Raw genomic sequence first — 17,518 nt, forward strand, 5'->3', positions numbered from 1 at the left:
CGGCTGCCAGCCGCTCACCTCATGCGCTCTCGGTGTCCTCGGGCGCCTTCACGTAGCCGACGTCCTGGTGCCCGCACTCCTGGGCGAGGTCCCGAAGCCTGGCGATCTCCGCCTTGTTGGCGCTCAGCGACCACCGCAGCTTGGTCGCTGCCCACTCGGCCACGTAGGTGCAGCGGGCGTCGGCGAGCGGCGGCAGCCACTGGGCCGGGTCCTGGTCGGCCTTGGAGCGGTTGCTCTTCGCGGTGACCGCGACCAGCGATGTCTCGGCGTCGAGGTCGTTGGCGTAGGCCTTGCGGCGGTCGGGGCTCCACTGGGAGGCACCGGAGTCCCAGGCCTCGGCGAGCGGGATCATGTGGTCGATGTCCAGGCCCCTCGGGTCGGTGAGCGTCTTCCCGTCGTAGTACGAGTACCAAGACCCTCCAGTGACCTTGCACTTGCCCTCGATGTCGGGCTTGGTGCGGGACTCGGAGATGAGGACCTCGGCGCGGGTGCTGCACCGGTCACCGTCCTCATCGATCCAGTGCCGGAAGCTGGTGCGCTCATAGCCGGCGCGGGACTCCGCGGAACGCGGGAGCGCGTCGATGGCCTCGGCCAGCGGCAGGTGGTAGGGCCCGGGAGCGGACGGCGCGGCGTGCGTGGGCGCGGCGGCGAGGGCGGGCAGGGCAAGGAGGGCGACGGCGAGGCTGCGCAACGAAGACTTGATCACGTATCGGTGGTAGCTGGCCCGGGCCCGGTAGTTCGGGAGAAGTGCGCTACAGCCACCCGCCTGGGGGATCAGTCGTAGAGGGGGAACGATACGGCGCGGGCCCGGCAGGCTCCGCAGCGTTGGGGCTGCTCCCCCCGCGAGCAGCTGAAACGGTCAGCAGGTGTTCGTGTTCCGAAAACCAGTGGCCGTCCGGCAGGTTCGCAGGGGCCGGAGGGGGACTGGGCCGTGGAGAACTTCTGTCGGCTTCTCAAAAGCGTGGTGTGCCTGGTGGGTTGTACACGTTCGCCAACTGGGCAGGGGACGGGGATGAAGACCATGTGTGCATAATGAGCCAATGTGTCGGCAGACGTCGGCGAGCCCGAAGCCGCGGCTCTCCCTCCCTGACGCTATGGGGCATTGGCTGCACCACACCGGTTACTCCCACCAAACATGCGCTGTCCGACACGACCCGTCCCGCGGCTTCGGTCACCGTTCATCGGTGCGCATGTCGCGCCCTAGTACGCTTTCTTTACGGTTCCCCTGCCGCCCGTACCGCACAATGTGGCATGGTAGATCAACAACCGAATCGGATGTCTGAGCGTCCGCGTAAGGGGATCTACATGCGTTTTCGCACCGTCGCGGCCTCCGCCGCACTCGTCATGTGCGCTACGACTGCCACAGCGGCCTGTTCTTCCTCGCCGGATGCCGCGGACACCACGCGACCTGCCGGGCCCACCGCCCCCGAAAAGCCTTCCTCCGTCGAGGATATGAAGGGGCAGATCGAAACAGGCAAGCGCCAGGCTGGTGCTCCGAAGACGGGCGGCCAGGGAACTGCGGATTCCGCGAAGTGTGAGACCTCTGCCGCTGAGATCCCGGAGGAGTGCGCTCTCGATCTCGCGTTCCCCGAAAGCACCGATGGTGAGCCAGGATCCGGGGCGCCTGACACGCAGTAAGTCGCACAGCATGACCGACTGCGGTCATGACTACGCCGTCAGGAGCGGCTGAGGAACGCGAGACGACAAAGCCTCAAAGCGGCACGCATGAGAGGCGTGCCGCCTCTTCTGCTGCCGATGCAACTCGCAGCCCAAGAGGTCCTCGACCCCGTCGTTCTCGGCAGGCAGGGCACAGAGCACCTGCCTGCGGTGCATCCGGTCGACCGGGGCAGCTGCGGCACGGAGGCGAACGCAGTGCTTCGTTACCGAAACGAGTTTGATGAGCCGGTATATGCAAGTCACCGCTTGAGTGCCCTCTCAGGGTGCACGCTGCACTCGTGCGTGCGGCTCTGGACGCACACGTCCGCATCGCGTTGCAGCTTCCGAGCTACAACCGGGCGCCCCGGCAGCTCAAGCAGTTGAAGACGGGCGCCGGCCACTTATACCGCCGCAGAAGCCCCCTGAGGGTCTCACGCAGCAGAAGCCTCTTTCACGGCGCACAAAGATCCACTACCCTCACATGCTGTTCACACTTAGCAGATGGTGGCTTCACTCCGGAGGTCACAAGTGGGGGGTAGTGAAGCATGCGTGAAACCTGGCGTTTGAGATGGTGTGGACTCGTGGGCGCGACAGCGCTTGCGCTTTCGGCCGTCGCTGCGGCACCAGCACTGGCTGACGACTCACCGGTGGGCCTTGAAGAAGTACTGCTGCCGTCGGATGTCGAGATCATCGAGGGTGTCTCCCCGGCGCCTGGGGCCGACGTCCCGTTCGTGGAAGGGACGTCCAGGGCCGCTGCGGCATCTGACACGTGCCTCGGGATGACTGCTGCCTACGGCTCCAGGGGATGTTTCCAGCACAACGGCGACATCGTCTGGTCCCGGGACACAGAGAAGGACGACATGTCCGCAGCCGTCGGCGTCTACACCGACTACGGTCGGCCCTCCGCGGTCTGCATCAACAAGCTCGGCGTAGACACCTGGGCGACGTGCAACAAGGATTACCGCGAGGACGGGAACGTCCGTTTGCGAGTTCTGCGCTACGACGGCGACACGGGCAAGTTCTACAAGCCTGAGTCATGGTCCGGCTGGATTCCGGTCAACGGACAGTACTGAACCGTCACGGACGGGGCGCGTCGGTCAGGCGGCGCCTGCGCTCTGCACGAAGGTCCCAGGACGAGCTCGCCCGTGCTGAGGGTTTCTGGCATCCCGGCCTCTAAGGAACAAGCTCAGGGCGGGCCCTTCGTGCGCGGGCCGGGGAGCGAAGAGACTGGCCGGTTGACCTGCGGATGCTGGCAGACACCGCCCCTCGCCGGGGCGCCGCCCTATGGCCTGGGTCAGTCGTCGATCACGTCCATGCAGGCGAGGGGGATGTCCGAGAGCCGGAAGCGCTTGGTGTCCTCGGAGATGCGGTAGCGGCTGTTGCGCGGGTCGCTACGTAGGACGCGGGTGGACTCCTCGTCCAGCAGGAAGCCTGCGCGGCGGTTACCGCGTCGGCTGCGCTCCTGCACGGCGCCGGTGAGGCGGCGCAGGAAGGCCGGGCGCAGGGAGTCGTTGAGGCGGGCCCTCCGTCCGGCCACGACGCCCGCATACGCGGCCCTATCGATCTCGCCGAGCCGCTTCGCGGCGGCTTCCTGGACCTGCGCGACGGCGGTCGGATCGGGCAACCGGCTTATGAAATGCCGGACTTCGGCCATGGTGATGGGCATTGCTCTTCGCCTCTCTGGGACACAAGGAATGGAGAGACCAGCTGGGCACCGGGCGTGCCCGGCCGGGGCTTGGGGAAACGCGGTTACGCGGCGTCGGGCCGGTGGCTGGCCACGGCCTGGCTCTCGACCTCCGACAGCCGGTAGCTGCCGTGGTCGCGCTGTCCGAGCTCCTCCAGGAGCAGCAGGTAGCGAGCCTGCTGCTCGGTGAGGTTCGACCAGGTCCTGGGTTCGCGGATGTCGTACTCACATGCAGCGGCGACATGCGCGAACAGGGCGCTCGCCACACGTGTCTTGGGCAGTTGCGCCGCCGTCTTTGCCGGGTCGGCGTTCTGGGGCTGCTTGATGCCCAGTGGCTGTGGAGGTCCGAGCGGGAGTCGTTTCGCGATGTGTTGGGGAGTCACGGAGCGCATCTAGGCATGATCAATCGCGATAGCTTTTGATGTCGGAACCGGCTCGTGAAGCCGGGCATGCCAGGCCGTGTATGACGTTAGGGTCCCGTCGTGGCTGGCTCAGAGCCTGGGTGTGGGGCGTGCCGCATCCGATGCCGGTTCCGCGTAACAGTTCACGCTTGTGGGGGTCAGGAGCCGTGGCGGCGGCCTAGGCTGAAAGTAGTCCTCCACCGTCTTCTGACGCACCCGTGAGGGCCTATCCCGCAGCAGAGTGAGCCTGCGGCGCATCCCACAAGCGCCGGGCTCGCCTTCCTCTCCCGCGGAAGTCGCCGACAGTCCGGCCAGTCCCTCGGGGCACCTTTGAGGCCGGGCAAAACCACGCCCCCGGCTGCCTGGAGGGAGTGCTCCAGTGGCCGGGGAGCGGCCACCAGGACGGGGCACGCGGCCGTCGTTCGCAACGGCGGCCGCCGCCCGTTCACTCCCCTTTGTGTGCCCGGCCCGGGGCGGTGGGCGGTCAGTTCTTCGGGGGTGTTTCGCGGCCTGCCCAGGCGTCGTTGGTGCTGGCGTGTCGCGGGAACTGCGCTGTCGCGCCGTGGAGGGCCAGGAGCCGGCTGATGAAGGGCTGGTCGTAGACCAGGCGCAGTCCCTTGCCCGACTGTTCGCAGCGTTCCTGTGCGGTGCGCAGTTCGCGGAGCGTGGTGGAGTCCATGAAGGTGACGGGTCGCAGGTCGACGATGAGCCAGGCGGTCCGTGTCTGCTGGCAGGTTCCGCGCAGCAGCGTGGTGAGTTCGGGAATCCTGGCGATGTCGAGTTCCCCGTGCAGACGCACCACGCGGCAGGCGGCTTGAGGGACGGGCCATGAGTTGCTGATCGGGTTCCCCTCCTTGCGTGTTGCACCACAGGCACGAACAACGCGAAGAGATAAGGAACCGCACGTCGGGTGTCGTGGCGGAGGCCGCCGCTTCGGGTGCGGCGGCCTCGTGCCATGTGCTCCGCGGCCCCCCTGATACCGCGGAGCACTCCCTCGAAGCTGCCGGGGGCATGAGGCAGTCCGGCGTTGATCTGCTCCGAGGGATGGTCCGGGCCTCAGCGGCATCCGCGGGAGTGGATGCGGGGCCCGGCGCTCATGCTCCGCAGGCTCACTCTGCTGCGGGAGAGAACCTCTGTATGACAGCACCCGAGTGGTGCGGAGAGGCTTTCCTCTGAACATAGGGCAAGGGGGGTGAAGACCCTACCCATCTTGCCGATATTGGTACGAAGAGCGAATTTCCCGCGCATCCGCTCGTCATTCACTGCCCTCACACGAGAGTGCACCCACCTCCCCAGCAGCGAGCCATGACCACCGGGTGACCTTCAATGACACTGGCCTTGCCCGGCGCCCCGGAACGACTCCCGAAGACACCACGAAGCCACCGAGCGGCGAAGTGTTGGGCCGTAGGGCGGACATCGCGTTCCTGTGGTGGGAAGCTGGTAGATGCCCGGTCGCCGCGCCGTAGATGGGGCGGCGACCGGGCCCTGCGCGGGACCACGGCTCCCCCCTGGTCCTCGCGCGAGGTGCTCTCCTGGCGTGGGGGCGAGGCTGCGGGAGTGCCCCGCCGACCGGTCACGCGTGGAGAGCGGAGGCTGGAGCCGTGTAGTCGGCGATGCGGCTCCAGCCGGCCTCGGTGTTCACGGCCCGGGGGCTGGGAGCCTGCGGTGCGGGACGAAAGCCCCACTTCACCTGACCTCAGGGTAGAGGGCGACCTGGGTTGATCGGAAGCGGGAACTGGTCATGCTGAGAGCTGTTCAGCTGGTTTTGTTCTGTGCGCCCTGGGCCTTGGTGTGGGCGAGGCGGTAGGAGTCGGTGCCGGTCTCGATGATGGCGCCGTTGAAGGTGAGCCGGTCCACGATGGCCGCGCAGAGTCGCGGATCGGTGAAGGTCTTGGTCCACCCCGAGAACGACTCGTTGGAGGCGATCGCGACGCTGTTCTTCTCCTCGCGTTCGGTCAGCACCTGGAACAGCAACTCCGCGCCCCGGCGGTCGAGTTCCATGTAGCCGAGCTCGTCAATACATAAAAGATCGACGCGCCCGTAGCGGGCGATGGTCTTGGACAGCTGCTTCTCATCGGCGGCCTCGACCAGCTCGTTGACGAGTTTGGTGGCCAGCACGTAGCGGACCCTAAAGCCATGCAAGGCGGCCTCGGTGCCCAGCGCGATCAGCAGGTGGGACTTGCCGGTGCCGGAGTCCCCGATCAGGCAGAGCGGCTCGCTCTTCTTGACCCAGTCGCAGGTCGCGAGGGTGTTGACGGTGGCCGGGTCAACGTTCGGGTTGGCCTCGAAGTCGAAGGCCCGCAGCGACTTCTCCCGCGGGAACGCGGCTGCTTTGATGCGGCGCTCGGAGCGGCGCCGGGCCCGGTCGTCGCATTCGGTCATCAGCAGCTCGGCCAGGAAGGCCCGATAGGACATCTGATCACGGGCCGCGGCATCGGCCAGGTCACCGAACTGCTGGCGGATGGAGGGCAGCCGCAGCATCCGGCATGCCTGGTCGATCGAGGCTGCGGCGGCTTCTTCGGTCAGTCCGCGCTTGCGTGGGCTCATGATCCTTCTTTCTCGTTTCCGGCCCTGCGGCCGCGGCGGTTCAACAGCTGGTCGTACTGGGCCACCGACGGCAGCGGCCGGTTGTCCGGCGGCAAGTGGGACAGCCTCCAGTCGGCCAGGGACGTCACCGTCGCCGCGGGCCCTTCCGTCTGACCTGTGCCAGGAGCCGGTGCGGACAGTTCCCCGGTGTCGCCCTCGGCGGCCTTGCGGGCCTCCAGCGCGACCGCGTCCGCCGTCAGCGCGCCCGCCCTGATCGCGGCCGCCAGCCCCGCGACAACGTGTTCGTGCTCCATATGCCGGGCCAGCAGCAGCACCTCGATCAGAGCGCGGGTGCCGGCCGCATCCCCGTGTGCCGCGCAGGCCGCCGCCCACCACCGATCGTGGACCGGGGTGAACCGGCCCGCGGAGCGGGCCTGTTCCAGCGGAGTCGACCCCGGAAAGGCGCCCGGCTTGCGCAACAGCGCCTCCAGGTAGTGATCCAGCACGAGCCGGGAGCCGCCCCGGCCGCTGAGCCGCTCGTGGCGGGCGACCTCGGTGCGACCCTCATAGACCACCAGGTCGTTGGCATGCAGCAGGACGCGCAGCTGCCGGCCGATGAAACGGACCGGCACCGAGTAGGTGTTGGAGCGCACCGTGATCTGGCCGAAGCGGTTGACGCGCGGGGTGAACCACCGCCCCGTCTCGAACACCTCGGTGGGCAGCGGTCTCAGCATCGACTGCTCGTGGGCGAAAGCCTCACCGATCGTGCGGGTTCGCGAGCGCAGCCGACGGCTCTCGTCCTGAAGGTCCCACCGGTCCACCAGCTCGTTCAACTCCGCCAGCGACGCGACCTCGGGGACCGGGACGAAGTGGTTGCGCCGGAAGTAGCCGATCTGCCCCTCGACGCCGCCCTTCTCGTGGGCGCCCTCGATGCCTGGCCGGCAGTAGAACGCCTCGATGCCCCAGTGCGAGCGGAACGCCGTCCACCGGTCGGACTCCACCCGGGCCCGGCCCAGCCCCAGCACCCGCTCGACCGCGGCCCGCAGATTGTCGTAGCGGATCTTCCCGCGCGGGATGCCGCCCAGCCGCCGGAACGCGTGCTCATGTCCTTCGAGGAAGGCTTCCTGCCCGCAGGAGGCGAACACGCGGTGCACCGCCTTGCCGGAGTAGGACAGCCGCAGCGAGAACAGGTAGACCCTGGTCGGCACCCCGGCGAGCACGATGTGCACGTCCCCGAAGTCGACTTCCGCCTCCGCCCCGGGCAGATGCTTCTGCGGGATGAACATCGCCTCCGGGCCCACCCCGGCCTTGCGGCGGATCTCCTTGCGCCGGTCCTTCACGTAGAGCCGGACCATGCAGTACGAGATGTCACGGGCCTGGTGCCCCTCGACCAGCCGGTCAAAGATCCGCTTCGCGGTGTGCCGCTGCTTGGGCGGCGCATCCAGATCCGCTTTCAGCATCGAGTCGATCAACGTCTTGTAGGGATCGAGCCGCGATTCCTTGCGCCGCGGCTTCTTCCGCGGCTCCGGCCACTTCCCGTCCAGAGCCCGCCGCACCGTCCGCCACGTGACGTTGTGAACCTGCTGCAACGACCGCATCGACATCCCCAGCAAGTGATCCTTGCGGATCGCCGTGTACAGCTCGACCTTCGACTGCGAGTTACCCATCAGGCCCCCAGCGGCAGAAGCACACCCCACAGTCCCACCGCAAGCCCCCGCCTGACGTCAAAACAAACCGACATCGCAATGTCGGTCAGAACGCGACACCCACACTCATCGCGAAACGACTCCCCAACTCACGTTCATAGCCAATGCCCAGGAAGCACGCGACGGTCTCGAACTCGTGCTTGTCCGTCCAGGAGCTGTAGAAGCAGGGAACGGTGAAAAGGACGTCTTGCGCGAAGACGCGCGCCGCGTCCGGCAGAGCCTTCATGCGCACGAGCCGGGTGACGAACGCACGGCGCGGGCCGACGGCGGCCTTCCACGCCCGGTTGCAGGCAATGACTTTGCGGCGCTCCTCCGCTCTCTGCTCGTCCTCCTGCGTGCGGGGCTTCTTGGGCTGCGGCCGGACCTTGTGACCGTGCTCGACCGGCCGGGCGCAGTGCCAGACCGGCCTGTTCTCCTCATCCAGCCGGACACTGTGACCGGGGCACCGGCGGTGGTTCTCCTCGGTGAGCGGATTCCCCAGACCGGTGGTGAGCTGGGACAGCGGCTTGGAGGGGTCCTTTTCTCCCCACGAAGCCGCCCGCAATACCGGAATCTCCTCCTGTTCCAGCTTCGCCAGGACCTTCTTGCGCTCGGCGACGTAGTCAAGTTCGGCGCGCAGCAGGGCCAGTTCCTGATCCCAGTGCCCGCGCCCACCCTGGCCCTCCTCCTGGTCACGCCGGAGAGCGGCGAGCAGACGGCGCTCCGCACCGGTGATGGACTCGACCTCGGCGAGCTGGGCAGTCTGCTCCAGGTCCATGCCTCCGGCCGCCGCCCGGCGCAGCGCGGCGTCGTCGAGTCTCTGCGCCGCCTTGGCATGCGTGGCGGCATTGCGGCCCACCCCCAGGGCCTTGGCTGCCTGGCGCCGCTCGATGTCGCTCATGTCGATCAGGGACAGTTCCTGGGATCGCAGGATGTCGCGCTCGCTCATGCCTTCGCGGTGTTTGTTCTCCACCAGGGACAGGAACCGCGTCCAGCCGTCCCGGCCGACCAGGTCGTCGCGCACGTACGCCTTGATCCTGCGGGCCGGGCGGCCGTCCTCTTCAGCGGTAGCGTTGGCGATCTGCTGGGCCTGGGCGCGTCGCCAGCCCTTGAAGGCACCGTAGGTGCCGTCAGGCCGGGGCCGGACGCTGATGGCGTCTTGGACGCCGATCTCCTTGACGGAGGCGATCAGTTCCTGGTCCGGCTCGGTGTCGTGCTCACGGGCGTTCTGCTCATCACGCAGGACCAGCGCCGGGTCGAGATAGACGGACTGAGGCACGTTCTCCTCGTGGGTGCCCAGGGTGTCGGCCGAGGCAGCGGTGGCCATGGGGCTCTCCTTCTCCTTGCCCAATCGGCGAGGGGGTGAGGGGCCCCTCGCTTTAAGTTCAATAATAGTGTTTTTAGTTATGGGGTCCAGATACCTTCTGACCCGCGAAAACGCGGCTTCCTGAAGTGGGCTCCCAGGGCGTTGTGCGCAGAGGCCGGACAGGGAACCGGCCGCCACTGCGCTCTGCGGCGGCACGGGCGCAATGGACAGCGGCCTTGCACCGGCCTGACGCTGTGCGCCCCTGTTCCTGCGCCGCTCATGTGCGCATGCCGTCGATGGTCACGACGTCGTTCTCCCGCAGGCCGGCGGGCGCATCTTCTTCGTGACGCAGGCGGTGCCTGGCTCGAACGGGTCCTCGTCAGACATGGAGCACCGCCGGAACCTGCATCGTGACCAGGTCCTGATAGTCAAAGCCGATGACCGCGAACACGATCTCGTGCGGGAACGACCGCTCGGGGTCGATCACCCGCAGCGCAAGGCGCGTGTACGGCAGCGCCGGGTCGAGGATCTCCCGGATCTTTGGTACGTCGTCGTGGTCCTCGCCCAAGTCTTCGGCCGGGTCCTGGCCCTCCTCGGTACCCCACACGTCGCGCACCTCGGTCCAGCGGCCACTGATGCTCACCACGTCGTCGGTCTCCAGGGCGTGGACCTTCACGCACCGCGTACCCCAGGCGCGGGGCACCTCGGTCTGCTCGAGCGTCCACCCCTTCTTCTTGACCAGGTCCTGCAGGTCATCCGTGCAGCGGCCCAGCGAGTGCAGGAGCGCGTATCCGGCGTGCTCGGGGCCCCACGGCGTGCCGTCGGCGTCCGGCCCCTGCTTGATCCGCTGTGAGGCCGCCTTGATGGAGGCGATCATCTGTCCCGCGAGGCGGGCGGCCGCCGTGTCCGTGAACGCCGCGGCCGTCTGCTTGTTGCTCATGCTTCCTTCTTTCCTCAATGCCGACGGGAGCTGGATCGTGAGCACTCTCTTTGGTGACGTCGCCCGTCTCGGCGTGGGGCGAGCGTGTCGACGGGCTTGCTGTCGCTTGGATGCCGGTACAGGTCAGGGCGTCGGCCCGCAGGCCGGCGCCCCGCATGGCGTGTGAGGGTCAGCGGGTGGCGATGAGGGAGGCGTCGGCTGCCAGGGCGGCGAGGGCGGGGCGGAGGGCCGCGCAGGTTCCCGGGATCGGGGCGGAGGGCGGACGGCGTCGTCCAGGCCGAGGTCGCGTACCGGCAGCGTGCAGCCGCTGCGGCAGAGGACGATGGCGGTCGCGGTGGCGAGGCGACCGCGGTTGCAGGCGATGGCCTCCCCGGCCCCGACGTCGTTGCCGCACGTCTCGCGCGCCGTGGGCGGCAGGATCGCGATCTTGGCCGCAACCCGGCGAGTGGTAATGCGCCGACGGGCCGGTCGCAGGACACGGATCAGCGCTCGGAGCACGGCAACTCCCAAGGCTGGAAGGGGGAGGGGAGGCCGGGCGGCGGGGGATGAGTGACACACCTTTCTTTGTGCCAGAAACAGCCTTCCAGCTCGCCCATGGAACTCCCCGTGGCCGGAGAAGTGGTGGTGTGAACCCTCGCCCGACCTGCGGTTTTTCGGCCGCCTGTGCGCGTCAGGCAGGCGGCCGAAGGTGTTCCGGCGGCCCTTCAATGGTGATGGCCCGGCTTCGGGCGCTCTTGCCCGAGATCGGGCGCCGCGCAGTAGTCGACGGCTGGCTCCGGCGGGATGGGATCGCCCGAAGCGATGTCGGTGCAGTATGCGTCGAAGACCTCGCCTGCCGTGAGGGCTTCAAGGTGCCCCCCGCGAAACCGCCAGCCGCAGGCCCGGTCGGTGGTGTTCGGGGCGGTGGTGCGCATGACGAGCCCGCCTGGGCTCCGGCTCGCAAGGCCGAAGGCGAAAACCGTGGTGAACTCGAGGGCTTCGGCTTCATCGAGTGGCGCGGTGCTGTCGGCGTCGGTAGCTGCGTGGAGGGTGGAGATGAGGGGTTCGGGTGCCGCTGCCGCCCTCACACTGCAGACGAGGGAGTGGTTGCCCGACCGGGCCGTGTCGAGGATGCGGGAGAGGAGCTCCACGGCACGGGCCAAGGCTGCTCGACCGATGTCCTCGCCGCAGGTGGCGCAGTTGCCGAGGCGGGCCAAGGCTGTGGAGGCGTACTCCCAGGTGGCCTGGCGGACCGTTTCGTCGATCAGGACAGGGATCAGCTCGGACAGCGGCTGGCCTTCGTACGGGATGACCGGGCCCGTGAGGGCGAGTTCGGCGGTGAAGCGAGTCCGGCTGGACGGGGTGTCCGGGGCCAGGCCGGCGTCGGCGCAGAAGTCGGCGTACTCCTGCGGGTCGAAGAGAGCCACCGTGGTGTAGATGCCCCGGGAGGCGCGCGCCTTGAGGAGCTCCTCGACCGCGTTCCAGTAGGTCGCGCAGTCGTCGAAGGCGAAGCTCCGGTAACGCCGCATGGCACGGAAATCGTGTTCGTCGGTGAGCAGGCCTATGGTTCCGGTGATCTCGCGTCGCAGGGCGCGCCGTATGGCCTGGCGGTCGGTGCGTACAGGGCTTCGCCGCAGGCATGCTCGCTCGTCGAGGGGCTCGTCCTGGCGGTTCCCGGAGGGCCGGGGCGTCGGGGAGTTGCGGATGTGGTCGACGACTGCCTGTGCGGACATGGGCCGCGTCTGGTGCATCAGCTCGGCGGACCGGGCCTGCCAGATACTCGCGGGACGGGACGGGACGATCTGGCTGCTGGTGGCCGGGCTGATGCGCCACTCGCGGCCATGAGCGTCGGTAGCGGTGTAGGTCAAGAGAGCGGGGTTGTCCTGACGGCCGTTGTCTGTCCAGGGCAGACCGGCCGCCGTGAGGGCGCGGCCCAACTCGTCGCAGCGCTCGCGGGTGATGTGGTCGAAGGTTGCCAAGGTGTGCTCCCTTGTGTGTTCGGGCGGCCGGTCAGGAGCGGCCAGGGCGGCTGGGTGTGTAGGTCCGGCATCGGGGGCGGGGTTCTCGACCTGCCGGATGCGCTCACCGAGGCTCATCAGCCAACGCATGATCCGAGCGTCTTCCGCGCCGGGCGGGGCGGCCGGACGGGCCGGGCGATGCGGTAGCGGTACGGGAAGCGCGTGGACCACTGTCCGGTGCTGCGGGTGCACATGAACTGCCCCGGCACAGTGGCTTCTTCGCTCGGGCCCGGGCGGGAGAGGGACGGGGTGGAAGAGAAACCCCCCTCGCTCTGGAAATACTAGTGTCTTTAGGGTGTGTGTGAACCTGCCCCCTCACCTGCGGGTTCCCCGGACCGGCTGCGGCGGCTCCGTTGTCATGGCAGCGCCGAACGGGGTTCGCTGGCAGCGTGCGGGCGGCATCAGCGAGCAGAAGGGCCTTCCCCGCCGCTGAGTGCCGGCGGGGAGGGCCAGCGATCTGGAGGACTGCGAGCAAAGAGGGCAGCCAGCATCACCAGCCAGACCGGGTGCGAACTCTGTGCAGCGGTCCACCCGGCCTCGGACTGCCCACTGCATCAGGAAGCAGAACAGGGCGGGGGGCCGCGCGGGTGGGGACGTTGAGGAAGTCGGACGGGTCATTGCGGCGCGCGCCATGGTCCGCGCAGGCACCCGTGACGGCGGTGAGTGTCTCTGTCTCTGCCGTCCTGTGCGCCAGGGCGTGTCCGCGGCGGACTTGATCGGGTACACCGTCGCTTGGAGGTAGTCGGTGAAGTCATCGGGGATAGATGGGCCAGCTGCCCGGTAGCTGGTGTGGCTGCGGGCGGGCCGCGGAAGGGCGTCGTCAGGCTGGGCATCAGGTGCAGCTCCTGGCGTCGGGTCCTTGAACGGCCCTACCGGCGCACCGGGTCGTGCCGCTGGAGGGGGCGGTGAGCTCCGGAGGCCGGCCGCACTGCTCCCGTGGGACCAGCAGGCGTCTGGTGGGCCCGGGGCCCGTTGCGCAGACGCGTCGCGCCGCCGCCGCACGGCAGGTGCGGGGGTGGGCACGCTCTGCTCCCTGAATGAGGTGGCAAGGTGCGCTTCGCGGTCCTGGAGAAGGCTGGCCCGTGCGGGCCGGGCTCGGGGAAGGTTCCCGGCCCGCACGGGGGTTTTCAGCTGAGGCCGCCGGTTTCGGCGCTCAGCGGGTGCGGAGCTGGAGCAGGCGCCGGTGGGCCTTGTTCTTGATCTCGTCGTCGGCGCCTTCGAGTACGGCCGTGGCGCGTGCGATTTCCTCAGTCATGGACTGCGGAGGGCGCCTGGGGGTGACGTGGTCGAGGTAGCCGGTGATGGCGCGCTCGGCCGCGTAGGCGGTCCGTCCGACGCGTTCGCTCTCGGTACGGAATGCGTCGTCGAGGGCGTCCAGCCGGGTGGCGTGGTTGGTCCGCTTCCGGTTGGAGGCGTCCTGGTCGAGGGGCCACAGGTCGGCAATCGCCTGGTGGAAGTCGGCGATGGCGATATCCGTGCGGGCCAGCGCGGTTTCCTCGTCGGTGAACCGCTCGAAGTACTGGGATGAGAGGCCCAGGGTACGGCGGGCTTCCTTGATCTGGCTGGTGGCTCCTGCGGTGTGCCGGACGGCCCAGCGGGTGACGGCGTCACGGACGGCGAACCGCTCAGTATTGGCGCAGACAGGACGCCAGGGGGTGACGACGCATTGGAACTGGCCGTTGCCGGAGTGGTCATTCATGACGGCGATGTACGGGACCACGATGTCGCTGATGCCGTCGGCATCCACGGTGACCGCCTCCGGGAGGCGGATGGAGATGAACACGCGCTTCCCGCCGCGCAGGAGCCCGGCGGACTCCCACACCACGTCATAGCGGCTCACCAGTTCCTGGAGGAAGACGAACCCCGCCCGATTCTGGATCGGTGTGTAGCGGGAGCCGACCGCACCGAGAGCGGCGCCGGTGTCGGCGCGGATGGTGTGCTGCTGGTCGGCGTGCTCGCGCGTCTCACCTTGCCACTCGTACAGGGCGGGCACCGTGGTGACCTCGAAGTCGAGCCCGGACAGGCGCAGCACCTCGTCAATGTCCGTGGTGCCTCCGGGGATGATCTGACCGAGGCCGTGCCAGGCCGGGGAGGACGTATACAGGGCGATGGTGCCGTCCGCCTGCCTGTCGAGCCCGTGGTTGGCGATGATCTGCTGGATCTGCCCCTCGGTGTTGCGCGAGACGGTGAACGTCTCGCCCCGGTCCCAGCCGGTGAGGACTTCGTACCGGTCGGCGCCGATCATGCGGACCTCGCCCCGGTCGACGCGGGCCTGCAGGGCGCGCTCTTGTTCGCGGACGGCTTCGACCTGTGCAGCCTTCTCAGCGGCGAACGCGGTATTTACGTCGGTCATGCTCACGGTTCCCCTTCGACGTTGGTTTCTGCGGGTTCAGGGGGCGGGGCCACCGCCCCCGAACAACTTCAATAATAGTGTTTTTAACTCGGAGGTGAACCCGCCCCCTGAGCTGGAGCTCTTCGGTCTCAGCAGGCGCCGACCACAGCAGGGCGGGTCTGCGCGCATGGACGAGTCGGCGGCCATGCTCCGCAGGGGGCACTGCCGCTGCGGGAGGCGGTGAACTCGACCGCCGGCACAGGGCGGGGGCGGTGAGCGGTTACCCCCAGGGGCAACCGGGTGCTACGGCTGCTGCAGTCCCGGCCGCGGTCACCGAGGCCCCGGGGGTCCGGCTGTTTGTGTGCCTCGTTCCCCTCCCGGCACTGCCGACATGGCTGTGGCTGCGGAGACGGCACCCTGCCCGGCGGACAGGAGGTCCGCCGGGGTGCCGCGCCCTGCCGGGGGAAGCAGGGCGCGGCGGCTCGGCGTTGCCGTTACTCGGACTCAGGCGGCTGGGTGTCCCGTCTCGGTCACGCCGTGGTTTCTGTGGTGCTGGCCTGAGCCGTGAGGGCTTCGTGGATCAGGGCGTCCAGGGCCTTGCTGATGCGTCGCTGGGCCGTCGGCCCCATGTCACAGCAGCTTTCCTGATCGATCCGCTCGAAGACGGCTTTCCTGGCGGGACTCGGGGGAGTGATGCCGGGTACGACACCGGCTTCCATTGCCTGCTGAAGTAGTTCGTTCCAGACCCCGCACCAGCCCTGCGTGTCCGCCAGATCATCCAGTTCATCGACCGTGGCGGGCAGGATTGCCAAGACGTGCAGAGCCTGGCTCCGGTACTCCGCGCAGTTCTCGGTGATCCACTTCACCAGCGGGTCACCGGACGTCTTGAGGGTCTCCCAGGCGGCCTCCCGGGTGGCGCCGCAAGCCGCGTAGGCGTTGTTGACCTCCTTGGTGTATGCGCTGTGCTGGCGCTGGCCGCCCTGGCTGGAGCTGTACCGCTCGGGGTACCTACCCTCCGCCTCGCTGATGGCCGCGTTGCGAGCTGTGGCGGCCGCTTCCACGGTCTCGAGGTACTTCTGTACCTCCGGCAGCACCTGCCGGGCTCCTTGGTCTGCCATTGCCGTTCCCCTTCGACGTTGGTTTCTGCGGGCTCGGGGGGTGGGGCCACCGCCCCCCGAATGACTCCAATAATAGTGTTTCTGTCGTTGAGGTGAACCCACCCCTGACCTGCGCCTTAGACAAGTGCGCGGAACTCAGGCAGCGGCGTAAGACTCTTGCGCCGCGCGTTCTTGACCGCCACTGCACCACGCAGGTCACACAGGTCGTAGCGCGACTCGGGGACCTCAGCGAACGGCGCGGTGTACGTGTGCACCGCGTAGACCCAGTAGATGCCGTGACGCTGCGTCAGGCTGCCGTGATACCTGACCTTCTGCCCCACCACCGGCCCGGCGAGCTGCGGCACCACCCGCACACATCGCAGCATGCCCCATGCGTGCGCGACGGTAGCGCGATCTACCGGTACACCGGCCATAGCCGGACCGGTGTGACCGGTGCGCACTCCCAGGGCCCAACCCAGTTCGAAGAACGGTCGGACCATCTCCAACTGCTCTTGCGGGATCTTCAGGGCGTCCGGGTCGGTCTTGCTGCGGGCGAGCTCCCGCAGCGCGTAACCGGCCTGCTCCTGCTCGGCGTTCGTGAGAGGCGCTCCGGCTTCCTCGGCCTGCTCCGCACTTCGCGTGTTATCCATTACCTGCCTTCCCCTTCCCGTGATGGTGGGTGCAGGGGGCGCCCGGTGGGGTGCCCCCCCGCCCGGACTAGTTCAGGAATCCGCGTGAGCGGAGGAACTCAGCCGTGATGTGCGCTACTCCTTGGGGCTTGTAGATCTGCGGGAACCGACGCATCTCAACTTCAGTGCGCCCGTTCATGTCCGGCTCAGCGAGTTCGTGCACGAGCCGGTAAGGTCCGTCTCCCGTCGGCATTTCCAGCACTACCGGGCCGACCTTGGTGTCGAAGCGGATGCCGGTGTAATTTGCGTCGGAGTTGTGGACGATTTTCGCCCCCGCGCGCTGGCAAAGCAGAGGCAGGAAGTTCGCGACTGTACGAGCCTGAATTGCAAGGCTGTTCATGGGTGCGTCCGTACCTCCGCGCACCCGCCGGACGATTCCGTCAGAGATCTGGATCTCCACGTCTTCCCCTTCGCTGGTCCCTTGCGGTTCCTGGGGGTCGCCTTTCCCCAGTACTTCAAATATTAGTGTCTTTATGGCCGATGGGGAACCCATGATGCGTTACGGGTTGCGCTGGATGTTGCGCCACGATGTTGCGATAGAGGTTGCAATGGGTGTTGCGGCAGCCTGCAGAGCACCCGGATAGCTCTGCAGGCCGGCAACCCCATCCGGGCTGGTCGGCCTGCAGACATCCCCTCTGCTGCCCCTGCCCCCGCGCCCGTTGGATGAGGAGAGGGTGCGGACGCGGTCAACGCGGCCAGCCTCGGGGCTCGGGGGAGAGGCCGGAGGTACTGCGCGGCACCGGGGTGCTGCGCCTGGACGTTGATCCCGTGAGGCTGCCTCAGGGGGCCCACAGAGGCGCCCGGAGGGCGCCCCGGCGGCTCTGCCGGACATGGGTTGGCCCGGAGGGCCAACCACCCTTACATTTCCGGGAATTCGCTTAACTGTCCCGGAAATAGAGGGAATTGGAAATTCCCTAGTGATTCCCGGAGGGAATCACATTCATCCAAAAGGGAAGACTGAAACCTGACAGCAAGTCAACTTCACCTCGAATACGGAGTATTGAAAACCCCACCCGGAGGGGTAGTGCCGGAGGCACCAAAACTCCTTAAATCTATTTTTATGTTCCGGAGGAACGCACGTTATGGAATGGCCGGAGGCCCATTCCATAACGCCCCCGCCGGAGGCGGGCAATTCGCGCGGGGACGCGCGAAACGAAGCGGCCGGAGGCCGCGAGTATTCGGCTGACGGAGTCAGAGCGAAGCGG

The 17,518-nt window shown here is 67.9% G+C and carries 14 protein-coding genes; 1 reads left to right on the forward strand and 13 read right to left on the reverse strand.

All coding sequences use genetic code 11. The features are described 5' to 3' along the window. Positions 1-19: 19 nt before the first annotated feature. Positions 20-706, reverse strand: coding sequence for an HNH endonuclease family protein (locus ACZ7LU_RS38715; RefSeq protein WP_471919514.1), 687 nt, complete (start codon positions 704-706; stop codon positions 20-22). A 1,495-nt stretch (positions 707-2,201) separates the two neighbouring features. Here ACZ7LU_RS38715 and ACZ7LU_RS38720 point away from each other — a divergent pair. Next, entirely contained in the window at positions 2,202-2,729 is a 528-nt protein-coding gene (locus ACZ7LU_RS38720) for a hypothetical protein (protein ID WP_471919515.1), read from the forward strand. 221 nt (positions 2,730-2,950) lie between these two features. Here the strand turns inward: ACZ7LU_RS38720 and ACZ7LU_RS38725 are convergent, their stop codons facing one another. The 12 genes from ACZ7LU_RS38725 to ACZ7LU_RS38780 form a co-directional block, all read right to left on the reverse strand. After that, complete coding sequence (locus tag ACZ7LU_RS38725) at positions 2,951-3,280, reverse strand: hypothetical protein (protein ID WP_471919516.1); 330 nt, start codon at positions 3,278-3,280, stop codon at positions 2,951-2,953. Between the two features lie 125 nt (positions 3,281-3,405). After that, the gene (locus tag ACZ7LU_RS38730; protein WP_471919517.1) at positions 3,406-3,732 is read right to left on the reverse strand and encodes a hypothetical protein; all 327 of its coding nucleotides are present in this window, start codon (positions 3,730-3,732) and stop codon (positions 3,406-3,408) included. A 493-nt stretch (positions 3,733-4,225) separates the two neighbouring features. Next, positions 4,226-4,543 carry an STAS domain-containing protein gene (locus ACZ7LU_RS38735; protein WP_471919518.1) on the reverse strand — a complete coding sequence of 106 codons (318 nt, stop codon included), beginning with the start codon at positions 4,541-4,543 and terminating at the stop codon, positions 4,226-4,228. Between the two features lie 953 nt (positions 4,544-5,496). Continuing rightward, positions 5,497-6,288 (reverse strand): IS21-like element helper ATPase IstB, encoded by a 792-nt coding sequence (istB, locus tag ACZ7LU_RS38740; RefSeq protein ID WP_468845272.1) that lies wholly within the window; start codon positions 6,286-6,288, stop codon positions 5,497-5,499. Then, positions 6,285-7,934, reverse strand: a complete 1,650-nt coding sequence (gene istA, locus ACZ7LU_RS38745) for an IS21 family transposase (RefSeq protein WP_471919519.1) — start codon at positions 7,932-7,934, stop codon at positions 6,285-6,287. Before istA ends, istB begins: the two co-directional genes overlap by 4 nt. A gap of 85 nt (positions 7,935-8,019) precedes the next feature. Then, entirely contained in the window at positions 8,020-9,279 is a 1,260-nt protein-coding gene (locus ACZ7LU_RS38750; protein WP_471919520.1) for a ParB/RepB/Spo0J family partition protein, read from the reverse strand. A 358-nt stretch (positions 9,280-9,637) separates the two neighbouring features. Continuing rightward, on the reverse strand, positions 9,638-10,198 hold the full coding sequence (locus ACZ7LU_RS38755) for a hypothetical protein (protein ID WP_471919521.1): 561 nt from the start codon (positions 10,196-10,198) through the stop codon (positions 9,638-9,640). Between the two features lie 704 nt (positions 10,199-10,902). Further along, positions 10,903-11,910, reverse strand: coding sequence for a hypothetical protein (locus tag ACZ7LU_RS38760; RefSeq protein WP_471919530.1), 1,008 nt, complete (start codon positions 11,908-11,910; stop codon positions 10,903-10,905). Between the two features lie 1,438 nt (positions 11,911-13,348). Next, positions 13,349-14,548, reverse strand: coding sequence for a DUF932 domain-containing protein (locus ACZ7LU_RS38765; protein ID WP_471919522.1), 1,200 nt, complete (start codon positions 14,546-14,548; stop codon positions 13,349-13,351). Positions 14,549-15,057: 509 nt separating this feature from the next. Further along, positions 15,058-15,621, reverse strand: a complete 564-nt coding sequence (locus ACZ7LU_RS38770; RefSeq protein ID WP_471919523.1) for a hypothetical protein — start codon at positions 15,619-15,621, stop codon at positions 15,058-15,060. A 140-nt stretch (positions 15,622-15,761) separates the two neighbouring features. Beyond that, positions 15,762-16,274, reverse strand: a complete 513-nt coding sequence (locus tag ACZ7LU_RS38775; protein WP_471919524.1) for a hypothetical protein — start codon at positions 16,272-16,274, stop codon at positions 15,762-15,764. A gap of 67 nt (positions 16,275-16,341) precedes the next feature. Further along, a complete protein-coding gene (locus ACZ7LU_RS38780; protein WP_468317955.1) occupies positions 16,342-16,713 on the reverse strand; it encodes a hypothetical protein in 372 nt (123 codons plus the stop codon). Positions 16,714-17,518 lie beyond the last annotated feature (805 nt).

It is taken from the genome of Streptomyces sp. NPDC039462 (assembly GCF_055639375.1).

Bases quoted from the DNA above. Each gene is read 5' to 3' on its own strand.
- ACZ7LU_RS38720 (WP_471919515.1), top strand. From the start codon at position 2,202: ATGCGTGAAACCTGGCGTTTGAGATGGTGTGGACTCGTGGGCGCGACA.
- ACZ7LU_RS38730 (WP_471919517.1), bottom strand. From the start codon at position 3,732: ATGCGCTCCGTGACTCCCCAACACATCGCGAAACGACTCCCGCTCGGA.
- istB (WP_468845272.1), bottom strand. From the start codon at position 6,288: ATGAGCCCACGCAAGCGCGGACTGACCGAAGAAGCCGCCGCAGCCTCG.
- istA (WP_471919519.1), bottom strand. From the start codon at position 7,934: ATGGGTAACTCGCAGTCGAAGGTCGAGCTGTACACGGCGATCCGCAAG.
- ACZ7LU_RS38750 (WP_471919520.1), bottom strand. From the start codon at position 9,279: ATGGCCACCGCTGCCTCGGCCGACACCCTGGGCACCCACGAGGAGAAC.
- ACZ7LU_RS38755 (WP_471919521.1), bottom strand. From the start codon at position 10,198: ATGAGCAACAAGCAGACGGCCGCGGCGTTCACGGACACGGCGGCCGCC.
- ACZ7LU_RS38760 (WP_471919530.1), bottom strand. From the start codon at position 11,910: ATGTCCGCACAGGCAGTCGTCGACCACATCCGCAACTCCCCGACGCCC.
- ACZ7LU_RS38765 (WP_471919522.1), bottom strand. From the start codon at position 14,548: ATGACCGACGTAAATACCGCGTTCGCCGCTGAGAAGGCTGCACAGGTC.
- ACZ7LU_RS38775 (WP_471919524.1), bottom strand. From the start codon at position 16,274: ATGGATAACACGCGAAGTGCGGAGCAGGCCGAGGAAGCCGGAGCGCCT.